Genomic DNA, 12,903 nt, shown 5'->3' with positions numbered 1-12,903 from the left:
AAAAAGACAAACGGCCCGTTTGTCTCTTAAGATTTCAGCACTGACCGATTATAAATGTCGTCCTGAATATATATCAATTCACGATTCACAGCGATGTCAGCCGCAATGACGAGGCCTAAAGGCGTATGAAACTGAAGATCAGATACAATCTTGAAGGGCACTCTGTATCGATTCGCCATTTGGATATAAGGAGAATAAGACTGGTACTGAAGCTCTCCATTAATCAAAAGGGTGACGTTATGGCTGTTTTTCAGCTCGTGTTCCGCTTCTTTATACGGTTTGCTTCTAAGCACTTGTCCTTTCGTCAATGCCAAAACGACTCTTTCTCTTAAAGAGCCTAAAAACAAATGGCGCTCGTCAGGCTTTGTCTCCAAAGGTCCATACATTCCTTGCTGCAAATAGAGATCCATTTTATCTTCACCCAAAAGCCTGTCCTCCCGTCTTGTTTGTTTTCATTATCACCTGATCAGGCAGGAGCTAAACTTTCAAACGCGGTTTACATTTCTGTTACCCAATGAATGATTTTTTTGGCCAGCTCACCAGCAGGGGCTTCCTCTGTATGCCGGCGCAACGAAGCTTCCAGCCGTTCAGGCAGAGTTGCTTTATCTTCTTCATAGGAAATGATCGTGCTCCACTCCAGCTGCGGGACCGCTACAAGCGTGCGCAGTTCTTTTCTGTTTTCATGCAGATACACGTCCGTGATCATTTCGGTTTGCGTATTGATATTTGCTTTTCTGATTTTCATAACATGACCTCTCTATTCAAAGACTACCCATATTATACAATAAAAAAGCAACAGCCTTTTATGAAAAGGCTGTTACCCGTTAAACGAAACTGTTTCATCAATGATATCGGCATCTTTGAAGAGAGTTTTACTCGTTTGGTTGTTAATCTTCACAAAATCACCAAGCTGAAATGCGCCTGACCCCGCCCCTGAATGAGCGACGCTTTTAGGCGAAATCGCAAATACGTCTCCAAAGCTTGCCGCAGCATTACCCGAAACTGACATGATATAAATCGGCCCCACAATCGCAGGCATTTCCCCACCTCCGCATTGATTTACAGCATCATATGCAAAGAGCCGCAAATGGTGCCCGCCTATTCAGCGGACTTTGCGTTTTCTTCGAGGCGTGACCGCTGGCGCAGTTTGATCAAGCGGACAATATTCAGGAAGAACGCCTTCACTACCGCATAAACCGGCACCGCTAAAATCATGCCGAGAATTCCGCCGAAGCTTCCCGCACCGATTAACAGCAAAATAATCGTAAGCGGATGCGTATTCAGCCGTTTTCCGATTACAAGAGGGGACAGCAGGTTTCCGTCCAGCTGCTGAACGATGACAACCACAATAATCGCAAACAGCGCTTTAGCCGGCGAGTCCATAAAACCGACAATAACAGCCGGCGCGGCACCGAGAAAAGGCCCGACATAAGGAATGATATTAGTAATCGCCATAACAATCCCAAGAATCAGGGCATACGGCAGTCCGGCAATTAAATAGCCGATAAAGCACGCTGTTCCGACAAAAAGACAGATTAACAGCTGTCCCTGGAAATAAGCCGCAAGCGTATCTGATAAATCTTTAAAAATCTTTAAGCCTTCTGTCCGATAAGAAGCCGGAAGAATTTTTACCGCCAAATGCGGAAAGCGGTGTCCGTCTTTCAGCATGTAAAAAAGGATAAATGGAACAGTAATAATAACAAGCGTGATGTTTGTCACGACGCCAAACACCGCAGATAAACTGGACGTGATATTTTGCGGCAGGTTTTGGAGAAAGCTTGTCAATGACTGTTCAATTTTTGATATTGATACATAATCCTGATTCATCATCCAGGTAAACCATTGGGAATGAGACAAGTCCTTTGTCAGCGCCTGAATCTGTTTTATGTAATCAGGAAGGTTGTTGAACAGCCCGGTCACCTGGGATGTGATGACAGGCCCGACTGACGCTGAAACGAAGGCAAGCAAACCGATAAACAGTAAATAGATCAATAGAATGGATAATGTCCGCGGAATTTTTTTCTCAAGCAGGCGGACGACCGGATTAAATATGAAATACAAAATTCCCGCAATCAGCATCGGGAAAAACAATGTCGAGATAAAAACAATGAACGGCTGAAATACAAATGAAACTTTTGTTGCTACATAAATAATCAGCAAAACAAATAAAATCTGCAATGTCCAAAAATGGACTTTTGATTTCAACAAGCTTTGTTCCTCCTAGTTTTTCTTTGTCTGTCAGATAAAAGAACTTATACCCCATCATTGTAACAAAAATGAACTCATATCAGAACTCTTAATATAATGAGAGGAGTGTTGGTGATGAAGGCCGTGACATACGATACAGATTCAGAACTGGCTTATATCTATGTTCTTCCTTTGAAAAAAGAACAGGAATGTACGGACTGCGGAGCTCAGAGTCAATGATTGTCTCCTGCTGGATATCAGCCAAGACGGCAAAATCGCCAGATTCGAATGTTTTGGTGAGGCAGCACGCCTCTGTGCCCCATTTGCCGGGAAATCCCGGCTGTATGTAAAAGATTCAGACGGTTATCAATTTCGGGTCTGCCAGCATGCTTCAGTCTGTTCCTGCTATACGGTGTACGGCGTCACTTTCTGTTTTTTAGATGGTGACTATCAGGAATTTGCCGGTTTTGACCTTGACGGAACAATGTATTCCAGTGGCGTTTTTACAGCGCTTAACTGAAAAATAGGACGTCCCGGTGTACGCCTATTTTTCATGCGCAAGCACTGTTAGACCCGCTCACTGTAATCTGGCGTGACGGAAATCATGTGCTGGATTCTGATCAAACAAACAGAATTTCGGGCTCCTTCAATTGTGATATGGTCAGGTTTTACATCGATCAGTCTGCCTCTGACCGTATCTCGTACTGTCTGTATAACGAACCTTGAGCCGATGAGCTTTTTAATGGTCTGATAGACATAAGGATCGACTAAAGAGACCAGTTGCGGACTACCTTGGTTGACCATACTTTTATCCCCTTTGTGTGTTTTATCTCAGCTTATGCCGCGCTTATGGATAATGACACAGGCTTCCCTGATAAAACAAAGGGGTGCGGAGATTTTAGGAGAATACGTTTGGAAGCGGGTGTAAAGGAAGTGTCGATGAAGCGGAGACAGCGAAGAAAGCTGGCCGCTGTTCCGTACTTATACAGGCTTTATCACGGATGCCTGGGCTTGGTCGATTAATTGGTCCAGCTTTTCTATTTTTTTTCGTGCGGTTGAAGGATCAATTTGGCGGTAATGATGGTGGCCACCCGGTTCTTCATCCAGTTCGTCCGCTTTTTTGACAATCTGCTGCAGCGTGTTTTTATCTAATTCGCCTTCAGGCAAATAGGAATCTGTATGAAGCAAAATGGCTAGGGCAATCTCTTTTGCCGCTTTCGGTTCCTCGCCAAGCCGAATCAGAAGCTTATGCGCCCGTTCTGCCCCTTTAATGGCATGGATGTCATTTCTTTTGTATTTCTCATAATCCCACTTTCCGTCTGTATACCATTCATAATGGCCGATATCATGAAGCAGTGCTGCTTTTGCTGCTAAATCAGGATTGATGTCAGCCTTCACAGACAGCCTGTATGCATGATAAGCGCAGGCAATCGCATGTGCCACGCCGGAACGCTGAAGATATTTTTGTGCAATTGGATGGGTGAAAACATCCATTAATGTAACCTTTCTCATGGAAACCCCTCCTTTAGATATTTTTAGAATCCTAACATAATTTGCAGAGAAACTCAATTCTTATGTCACATCATTTTGATCTTCTTATCATCATTGTTATACCCTAAAAGCAGCGTTTCAGTCAGTATATGCCGCTGTTCAATAAATGCTCTGGCTGCAGCCTTTTTTTATAAAAAAAAGAGCAGAAAATATCTGCTCTACAAAAACTCTTTCATATCATAAATTCTTCCGTTTTCCGTCCCTTTTTCTAATAAAGAAAGCAGCGTGCCGGCAATAAAGTCCGGACTGCGAAGGCTTCCTGTTTCATTTAATTTCCGGAACCGTTCAATGTGGTGGAAATCCTTTTTCGATGAAGAACGGATGACGGCCTGCATCTCAGTGTCCATCACACCTGGTGAAAACGAAATCATGTGCACTGGCAGCTCTTCATCCTCCTGTTCAAATCCGAATGTTCTCGTAAACATATCGAGTCCGGCTTTTGAACTGCAATACGCGCTCCATCCCTTATATGGATTTTTGGCGGCTCCTGATGTAATGTTGACAACCGTCTTTTTGCCGCTGTATGAAGCAAACCGTTTTGTAAACAGCTGACTCAAAAGCACGGGTGCAGTCAGGTTCAGCTGATAATGCCGCTGAAGCTCGTCAAGAGACGCTTCGCCGGCGCGTTTGATCGGCGTTACCATTCCAGCGTTATTGATCAGGGTAATACCAGAATAACGATCTGGATCGATGGATGAGAGCAATGTTTCAAATTGCTGTTCAGCTTCTTCAAGATTGATGAGGTCTATTTGATGCTGCGTCAGTTTTTCGTGAGACACATCCGCTTTCGTTCTGGATAAGGCATGGACTTCATGGCCCTTCTCTAAAGCATGTGATGCAATTGCTTGACCCAGCCCTTTTGACGCTCCGGTGATGATATAAAGTTCCATTGGAAACCTCCTTTTCCGTTATTATTGTACGGCACCGCTTTTACACAACACAAGCACGCGGCCTATGCTTTCTTGTTTTCCTGCGCTGTGACTTTTGGGATGAGGAACACGATACCTGCAATTCCGAGCAGGATCAGTACGACATAGATCATCGGCAGCAGCAATGATGATGTTTCTTGTTCATTCTCTGTTTCCGTTGATGACGCCTTTGTCATTGGCTTTTCAGCAAATGTAATTCCAAGCTGTTTGGACTGGGCCGCAATCGTGTTGGAATCCTGGGCATTTGTTGATGTAAACAAACCTTTTATCAGCTCGGCGTCCTTGTCCTTCGGTTTATCAAAAGAGATATCCTTCTGTTCCTCAGGCAGTTCTGTTTTCTCTTCATAGTAGGTATCTTCATGTAAATAATTCGTATCAATTTCGATGTCTTTTTTCTGATACTGGTTTGGGGCGACATCTGTATTTTCTTCGGTTTGGGCAGCGGCGGCAGAGGGTATGAAAAGGGAAAAGGAGAGCATACAAATCATGATCCCCTTTTCCATGCTGCGATTACGCTTCATACTTTTCATCGCTTTCTGCTGTGTGTTCAGCCATCAGCCGAATAATCAGCGGCAGAGCCGCGGCAATCACCGTAATGATTAGCAGAACTGTTATTCCCATTGTAAACAAGTGCCCAGTACCGTACTGGATGTCGATATATACTTTCGAAACCGGATCTTCAAATGTAAAGTTCGGCATGATCAAATCAATAAGCGGTGCAACATAGAATAGAATCATTGCCGCTGAAGCAACCCATCCAGGGATCGATCCGAATCTGAACGCCGTCCGGATGAAGGCAGAGCTTGCGACCAGCAATAGAATCGTAAACACTGACCACTTAATCGTCTGATCGTCCGGCAGTGAATAAATATTCAAACCGAACAAGCTGATCATGAGTCCGACAAGGATATTCAGAATTCCAAATAGCGCTCCTTTGACGAGAAGCGGCGCGTTTTGGTAATACGAGCTAAAATAGCCGATTAACAGACTGCTGATCATCACAATGACAAGGATGACAACCGGCGGTACCGTCTGAGTTTTCTCTTCCGGAACCTCTCCGCTGATTTTAAGCGGATTCGCCAAGTAATCATACACATAGCCATTGTTTTGCCCGTCTACTAATGTATTTCCGAGTATGCCGTATACGTCATTGCGCACGAGTTTCGTGGAGGCGACATTTTTCCCCCAGTTGTTGTTTAAGGTGTCGGCTTTTGCTTGAACATCATTGACGCTTTGCTGCATATTGGTTGTGTAATCAATGATGCCTGACTGGCGATCAGACAATGAACCCATCATGTCTGACATTTGCAGCACTTCCTGACCGACCGTATCTTGGACATTCAGTGCCATTGTGCCAGACAGTCCATCGTTGCTGAACGTCGCAGATTCCTGCGTTGCGCCCGTTACCAGCTGTTCTGTCGCTTTTGCGGCACTTTCAGAGATGTTCGTCAGTTCGTCGAGAACACCTGCTTGAGAGTCGCGGATATAGCCGCTGTAGTCGTCCGCAAATTTGGTCATTCCGTCGATGAAGCTGTTAATGTCTTCATCAGTTTGCATCGTGTTGTTTTTGAGAGCTTCCCAGCTGGCTGATTCTTCAGGTGAGAGAGCGAGTACGGAATTGACGTTGCTCTGTTGGCCGTTAATAGCGCCGGCTTTTGCAGCACTGTCTATCGTACCGGATAATACAGAATCATAAACAGACAAATATTTATAGTATCTCATTAAAGCGGAGATGCTTTCTGTATTGATTTCTCCTGAGAATTGAAGCTGATCTTTATTTTCAAGCTCACGAATCGCACTGTAAATCCCTTCAAACTCCCGTTTCCGTTTCGCTTCGAGATTTTCAAGCTTACCTTCGAGCTTTTTCACTTTGTCCTTCAGGTCATCAATTTCATCATTGAGACCGTCCATTTGCTCTTTTAGTTCCTCTAACTTCTTTTTCAGCTCTTCATTATGGGCAGTTTCTTTTTCCTTGAGCTCTTCTTCAATTTGCTTGATTCGCTCAGACGCTTTGCTGAGCTGTTCTTTTGCTTTGGCGATATCAGAAATGTCGCCGTTTCCTGGTTGATCTTGGTCCCCAGGCTCCGTCGTATCTCCGCCGCTACCGGTATCTCCTGAATCTCCGGTTCCGTCTTCATTTGCCAGCTTGATCAATTGAAGGGCTGAATCAGATGATGCAGTCTGTTCGGCAGAAGCGCCTGTTTCAGTTTTTCCGCTGTCTGATGCACCGCCGGTCTGCTCCTGACCGTCTGTTCCCTGCTGCTGCTCTTGATCCTGAGTACCGCCGTCCGTTTGTCCGTCATTACCGGCATCACTGCTGTTATTATCGTTCCCTGTGTCGCCCTGTGTATCATCAGGCTTTGTACTGCCCCCGTCATCAGGTTTTTCTGGATTATCAGTAGGCGGATCGTCTGGTTCAGTACCCGGGTCCTCCGGTGTTGGATCCTCTTTTTCAGGCTCCTTTAGGTTATCTGAAATATCCTGAATATCAGCAGCGATATTTTTCAATTCTTCACGCTGTTTTTCAAGATCGATTTTCAGTTCTTCAGGATCTTCTTCTTTCGGGTCTTTATCTTTATCATTGTTGTCAGAACCATCGTCTATGACTGGGTCGTCCCCTTTCGCAACTGTCAATGCCTGACGTGCCGGGACAAGCAATTCATAAACCTGATTTAGTGCTGCCTGTCTTGATGCGGCCTGATATTGATCGATTAAATCGCTTTGGATCTTCGCCATGCCAAGTTCCTGCTGAGGCACTTGGCCCTCCCTGATTTGCTGGGCGTTTGCCAGCACATTGCTGGTTTGTCCGAGCTGTGTCTTCGCTTGGCTGATCCCAGTTGCCAATCCGCTCATGCGTTCGCTGAACTGATTCGCCTTTTGCTGAGCTTGGATGGCGTCCAGGCCTGTCCGGATTTGCTGCTGTGTTGAATCCTGGGCTGCCAAAAGCAGCTTTTTCTGATTCTCTTGATATTCTTTGTATCTTTCAACTGTATCAATGAATTCTTTCAGCGTGTTTTTTGCTTCCTCCGCTGTAGAAGCTTTTTCTTTTGTCGTGCCTTGCGCTTCATTCATTGATTTCTTCAGCTCATCGATTAAGTCTTTTTGCTGTTTGATTTCACCTGCTAAATCATTAGAGCTTGGTTTGTAAAAGTTGTACATGACATTCTGGAATTCAGATTCTTTATTGACGATTTTGTCAAATTCTCCTCTGATGTTGTCCACTTTTTGCGACACAAAGTTCCAGTATAAGGCCGACATTTTTTTGTTCATTGTCTTTTGGGCATCCTCAAGCTCACGCTGAACTTTTTCTTTGTTGACCGCATTCAGATTATCTTGAATGCTGAATTCCAGCGTTGCTTTTTGTGGATGGTCTTTGTCATAGCTCAAAATGTTTTTTGAGAAGTCTGAGGGAATATAGACGATCGCATCGTATTTCTTTGAAGCGAGACCGGTCTCAGCCGCGCTTCGGTTTACGACCGTCCACGAATAATCAGGACGTTCCCCCAGAACAGCCGCTACTTCCTTGCCGAACTGGGCGGATTTGTCCTCTTCATCAGACTTTACCTCATCACTCAATACGCCAGTGTCTTCATTCACCACCGCGATTTGCCGGGTGGAATTGACTGCTTTTTTCGTCGGATCGTCTCCGATAAATCGGAAAAACAAAACCGGCAGCAGCAAAATGATGATGACGGCGGATATTAACTTGATCAAGCTTTTTCGTTGTTCTGTCATCTAGCACTCTCCCTTTCAGCAGAACATAAAGGAATTTGAACTTTTTGCTCCTTCCCGTTTTCCACAACATATCCGAAGCCCGGCTGAATCTCAGGCTCCTGTCTTTGGTACGGGAGAGGAATGACATTTTGCTCAGATTTTTTCATCAGCAGAATCGCGTGGCGGATTTGCTTCATCTCAGTCGTCAAGGAGTCATAGCCTTTTGAGAATTCGCTGTGGTTACCACCCGGGATAAAACTGAAGCCAAGATGAGCGTATGATTTCATGAAGTTAGCGAGACGGTCTTGTATTCTCGTATCAATCGTCTGCTGGAATCTCGTTATCCCGTCAATCATCAGCACCACTTGTGAGAATCGCAGATTGTGCGCGTCTCCTTGGCGGACGGCTTCTACATACATGGCTTCTCTTGTTTTGAAAATGTCTTCTGCTGTTTCAATCCACTGTTCAATATCTTCTTTCGTTTCCAAATATGAAACATCTGATTCCTTCGCATAATGAGATAAGCCGCGGTCAATCGAGTCAAACAGGCCGATCATTTCGGTTTCATCATCAATCAGATGTTCGAGCATGACTTTTAGGACGTTTGTTTTCCCGCGCTGAGTCTGGCCTAAAATCAGGCAGTGCTTATGCTTGCCCAAATCAAAATAGACTGGGCTGACTGTTTCTTCATGAAGCCCGATCGGTACAGATAAAGGCTTGCGTTCCAGCTTGAAGCGGAGAGAAAATTCTCTCGTCGACAAGCTCTCAGGCAGCATCGGAATCGGTGCCGGCTGCTCCATTGAAGCAAAGCGCTCTTGAAGTTTCTGAACGTCTGATTTCAGCCCATTGAACATGCCGATATCATCATCAGCGTCAACAGGCAGGAACATTTGCGCGAAATAAAGCTCTTCTTTTTGAATGATGACGCGCCCCGGGATCGGCTCAAGATTGAACTTCGGACGGCCATAAATGGAATATCCCTCAGATTGATCCATGAGATAATGGACAACCTTTGTTTTCAAGTTATTTAACAATGACTGGCGGACAGCATTAACACGCGTTGCCGTCAGCATGAAGTAGATCCCTAAGCTCTGTCCGTCTCTGGAAAGCTGGACAAATTCCGATTCAAGCTCATGCATCTCATCCTTGACGATGTCAAAGTTGTCAATGGTGATGAAAATGAATGGAAGCTCTTCTTCGCTAAGCGCATTGTACATTTTGATGTGGCTGATTTCTTTTTCCCTGAACAGACGTTTACGTCGGTCAATTTCTTCTTTGATTCGAATCATGAACTTTTCAATTTTTCTTGACTGGTCCATCAGGAAGTAATCCGCGGTATGCGGGAGCTTCGCTAATGGCAGAAGCGTTCCGTTACCGAAATCAAAGATATAGACATGAAGCTCTTCAGGTGTGTACACGTCCGCAAAGCTCATCAGGAACGTCGCGGCTGCAATTGATTTTCCGTAGCCCGAAGAGCCGAATATGCCGATATTTCCGTCTTCCATCATCTTATAAGCAATCGGCGCCTGTCTTTGCAAATCAGGTTCATCGACATATGCAAAGTGGAAATGGTCTTTTTCGTCTGAAGGGAAAAGAGTGCGCGGAATACGTTCCGCAAGCGGCGGCAGCCAAGGGCTTGGCAGCTTCTCGATTCCCATTTCATCTTGGATGCGTTCAATTTCGTCAACGACAGCTTCAATTTCAGTATGTACGTCTTTTTTCGCAATATCTTCGGTATCAACCTCAGAAAGCGGAATCAGACCCGTATCTGTGACGATCGCGATTTCATCCTCAGTACCGTAGACTTCCTCTAAGTAAGGCGCCCCGCTCCATGCAGATTGGAACAGCTCATACACTTCATTGTTTCCGACCTGCATATAGCCGCGGCCTGTTACGGTTATGTTTGCAGCATCGCTGTTTTTCAAAATTTCTTTACTGTCGGTGGCATCCTGGACCTTGAGCGCTACTTTAAAGCGCGAGTTACTCCAGATCTGGTCGTCGATGATGCCGCCTGGCTTCTGTGTCGCCAAAATCAAGTGAACGCCGAGGCTTCGCCCGATACGTGCGGCGCTGACAAGCTCCCTGATAAAATCTGGCTCCTCGCTTTTCAGCTCGGCAAACTCATCAGAGATTAAGAACAAGTGAGGCATCGCCACTTCTGCTTTCCCCTGCTTGTACAGCTTTGTATAGTCATTGATGTGATTGACTTGATACTGGTCAAACAGACGCTGCCTTTTTTTCAGCTCGCTTTTAATGGAAGCAAGCGCACGCATACTGAAGTTTTTGCTTCCTTCAATATTAGTGATCGTGCCTAGGAGGTGGGGAATGTTGCGGAACGGCTGCGCCATTCCTCCGCCCTTATAGTCAATTAATAAGAAAGCCGCTTCGTGCGGATGAAAATGCACTGCAAGTGACAGAATGTAGGTCTGGAGAAATTCACTTTTCCCAGATCCCGTTGTCCCGGCAAGCAAGCCGTGCGGACCGTGTGCTTTTTCGTGAAGGTTCAGATACACAATGTCATCTTTCCCTTTATAGCCGATCGGCACTGACAGCGACTTCGACGATTCGCTCGTCAGCCATCTTTGCTGAATGCCGATTTCTTTTACTTCCTTCGCATGAAAAAGCTCCAGGAACGATACCGTTTCCGGAATGGAATTTGTGATGCCGACCTGGTGGTTCAGCGTCCGCAGCGTGCGTGAGAACCGTTCGTTGTCCTCACGCTGATGATGATCGAGACGGAACGGGATTCTTACCGCTTTTTTCTTTTGAATTAAAATGTCGCCTTCATGCTCATTGATGTAGCGGACAAGGGTTGTAATGTTTTCCGACAGGCTCTCCTTTGTTTCCGCAGCGACAATTGTCGAGATGCCCAGATGCTCATGCTGTCCTTCTAAATATTCGAGAATGACATGCTCAGAGATCAGCTGCTGATTCGTGATAACAAATACAAAATGCGGTTTGAACTGCAGTTTTTCTTTGTCATCTTCGAGATCGCGCTCTCTGATCAATTCGTAAAGCGAAGACAGAAGCTGATCTCGCGTTTGCTCATTATAAATAAATCCTTTTGCATAAATATGGGGCATTTGAAATTGCGGAAGCCACTTCATCCACTCCCAGTCTTTATACTCTTCTTCATGAAAAATAAAAACGAAACGCAAATCGTGATAGCTGTTAAAGAACGACAGCTGTCCGATCAGCTGGTGAATCTCATTTTTCACAATTTGGGATTTACCGACAAGCCCCATCGGACCTTCCGCCAAATCGACCGTAACCGGCGCATTGCGGATGTCCTTATAGACACGCTGCATGTGCTGCGACTTCTCCATGAGGTCATCGATATCACGATTCGCCAAGTCTCCGCCGCTCATATTGATTTCATAACTCGAGGGGACTGTTCCCGTCCCAAGCCGCAGCTGAAGATAATCCTTGCTTTCAAGTGATTTTTCCCAGATTCGGTCACTGATTTCACTTGTTAAGTATTTCATTTTTTCAAATGAAGGAAAGTGAAATTCAAGAACCTGCTTTTGCTTCTCAGCAAGTGCCTGAAGCTCTTTCCGTTTATTGTCTAAGTAAAGCTTATATACACGCTCCCGTTTTTCCTCGCGTTTTTTCCGCTGATTCTTATCCCGGAAATATTGCACTGTCGAGGTAATGAGAGTCATCATAAACATCGCCAAAGAAACAAGTATAAATATGCCGCGCGGCTGGATGATGGCGACTACGCCCATCACGATCAGCATCACAAGCGGAGGCAGGATGACGAGCCACAGCCCTCTGTTGGTTTGATCGCTCTCCTGAGAGGGAAAACTAAAGGAAACGCGGTCATCCGGCAGATCGTACACCATCCGCGGTGTTCTTCTGTACTGCGGATATTTTTTCTGCATCTCTGTACTCGGTTTGACTGTTTCTGTTAACGCTGTTTCAAACTGGGCAAAATGAACGATTTCTAAAAGGTCTTGTTCTGTCACACTCATTTGCGTGAAGTTCCAGAAGATTTCATCCCCCGGCTTGAGCGGCGTATTGGCGTTGATCTTCTCTCCGTTCAAGAAGATCGTTCCGCTTTCAGGGCGAACCGACCAGTTGTCGCCGGCACGAAGCAAAGAAAACGTGCTTTGTTCTGCAAATGCAAAATCTTGCGGATTCAGATAAATATCTGCATTCGTTTTTTCTGAGGAACATACAATTTCATCCCGGTTTCCCGTAAAATAAACAGATTTCTCAGGTTCACTGCCCGTCAATATCAAGCGTATATCCTGCTGATCCGTTTGAAGAGTAAATGATGTATCCGTCTCAATCATGCCGAGACAATCATTTCCCAGGAAAACTTCGTATTGGCCGCCGGATTCCTTTCTTTGAAGAGAAATGACTCCGCTATTAAATGGAATGGCGCTGATCGTAACGGAATCTTTCACATCAGGCCCAATGGTCACCGGATGAGACGACGGGAGGTTAGACAGATTTAATTTTTGAACGTTATTTTGGTAAAAAACCCATAATAGACTCAAATGGCGAACCCCCTAAC

Annotated in this window: 10 protein-coding genes and 1 pseudogene; 1 reads left to right on the top strand and 10 read right to left on the bottom strand. The window is 45.2% G+C overall.

Annotated elements, in window-relative coordinates:
• Positions 1 to 26: 26 nt before the first annotated feature.
• From NZD81_RS16255 to NZD81_RS16240, 4 genes are all read right to left on the bottom strand, one after another.
• Positions 27 to 425, bottom strand: a complete 399-nt coding sequence (locus NZD81_RS16255) for a YueI family protein (RefSeq protein WP_071580796.1) — start codon at positions 423 to 425, stop codon at positions 27 to 29.
• A 71-nt stretch (positions 426 to 496) separates the two neighbouring features.
• Entirely contained in the window at positions 497 to 745 is a 249-nt protein-coding gene (locus tag NZD81_RS16250; protein ID WP_014665198.1) for a YueH family protein, read from the bottom strand.
• A gap of 72 nt (positions 746 to 817) precedes the next feature.
• Positions 818 to 1,039, bottom strand: a complete 222-nt coding sequence (locus NZD81_RS16245) for a spore germination protein (protein WP_014665199.1) — start codon at positions 1,037 to 1,039, stop codon at positions 818 to 820.
• 59 nt (positions 1,040 to 1,098) lie between these two features.
• On the bottom strand, positions 1,099 to 2,208 hold the full coding sequence (locus NZD81_RS16240; protein WP_128422374.1) for an AI-2E family transporter: 1,110 nt from the start codon (positions 2,206 to 2,208) through the stop codon (positions 1,099 to 1,101).
• Positions 2,209 to 2,322: 114 nt separating this feature from the next.
• Here NZD81_RS16240 and NZD81_RS16235 point away from each other — a divergent pair.
• Positions 2,323 to 2,714 (top strand): annotated as a pseudogene (locus NZD81_RS16235) (DUF2283 domain-containing protein).
• A 40-nt stretch (positions 2,715 to 2,754) separates the two neighbouring features.
• On the opposite strand, the gene NZD81_RS16230 reads toward NZD81_RS16235, so the two are convergent.
• The 6 genes from NZD81_RS16230 to essC form a co-directional block, all read right to left on the bottom strand.
• Complete coding sequence (locus tag NZD81_RS16230; protein ID WP_003220677.1) at positions 2,755 to 2,991, bottom strand: YuzF family protein; 237 nt, start codon at positions 2,989 to 2,991, stop codon at positions 2,755 to 2,757.
• 177 nt (positions 2,992 to 3,168) lie between these two features.
• A complete protein-coding gene (locus NZD81_RS16225; protein ID WP_003244444.1) occupies positions 3,169 to 3,699 on the bottom strand; it encodes an HD domain-containing protein in 531 nt (176 codons plus the stop codon).
• Between the two features lie 197 nt (positions 3,700 to 3,896).
• The gene (locus tag NZD81_RS16220) at positions 3,897 to 4,628 is read right to left on the bottom strand and encodes a (S)-benzoin forming benzil reductase (protein ID WP_148343132.1); all 732 of its coding nucleotides are present in this window, start codon (positions 4,626 to 4,628) and stop codon (positions 3,897 to 3,899) included.
• Positions 4,629 to 4,690: 62 nt separating this feature from the next.
• Positions 4,691 to 5,146, bottom strand: coding sequence for a type VII secretion protein EssA (gene essA / locus NZD81_RS16215; RefSeq protein ID WP_095432020.1), 456 nt, complete (start codon positions 5,144 to 5,146; stop codon positions 4,691 to 4,693).
• A gap of 31 nt (positions 5,147 to 5,177) precedes the next feature.
• On the bottom strand, positions 5,178 to 8,402 hold the full coding sequence (gene esaA / locus NZD81_RS16210; RefSeq protein ID WP_282373291.1) for a type VII secretion protein EsaA: 3,225 nt from the start codon (positions 8,400 to 8,402) through the stop codon (positions 5,178 to 5,180).
• A complete protein-coding gene (essC, locus tag NZD81_RS16205) occupies positions 8,399 to 12,886 on the bottom strand; it encodes a type VII secretion protein EssC (RefSeq protein WP_289860983.1) in 4,488 nt (1,495 codons plus the stop codon). Before essC ends, esaA begins: the two co-directional genes overlap by 4 nt.
• Positions 12,887 to 12,903: the final 17 nt, after the last annotated feature.

Origin of the sequence: Bacillus sp. B.PNR1, assembly GCF_030386235.1 — a bacterium.
GTDB classification, from domain to species: domain Bacteria; phylum Bacillota; class Bacilli; order Bacillales; family Bacillaceae; genus Bacillus; species Bacillus stercoris.
The sequence above is the reverse complement of the archived record's forward strand: the minus strand, read 5'-3'. Positions and strand labels throughout refer to the sequence as shown.

Excerpts from the sequence above, each read along its gene's own strand:
- NZD81_RS16250 (WP_014665198.1), bottom strand. The coding sequence starts at position 745 with ATGAAAATCAGAAAAGCAAATATCAATACGCAAACCGAAATGATCACG.
- NZD81_RS16245 (WP_014665199.1), bottom strand. The coding sequence starts at position 1,039 with ATGCCTGCGATTGTGGGGCCGATTTATATCATGTCAGTTTCGGGTAAT.
- NZD81_RS16230 (WP_003220677.1), bottom strand. The coding sequence starts at position 2,991 with ATGGTCAACCAAGGTAGTCCGCAACTGGTCTCTTTAGTCGATCCTTAT.
- NZD81_RS16225 (WP_003244444.1), bottom strand. The coding sequence starts at position 3,699 with ATGAGAAAGGTTACATTAATGGATGTTTTCACCCATCCAATTGCACAA.
- NZD81_RS16220 (WP_148343132.1), bottom strand. The coding sequence starts at position 4,628 with ATGGAACTTTATATCATCACCGGAGCGTCAAAAGGGCTGGGTCAAGCA.
- essA (WP_095432020.1), bottom strand. The coding sequence starts at position 5,146 with ATGCTCTCCTTTTCCCTTTTCATACCCTCTGCCGCCGCTGCCCAAACC.
- esaA (WP_282373291.1), bottom strand. The coding sequence starts at position 8,402 with ATGACAGAACAACGAAAAAGCTTGATCAAGTTAATATCCGCCGTCATC.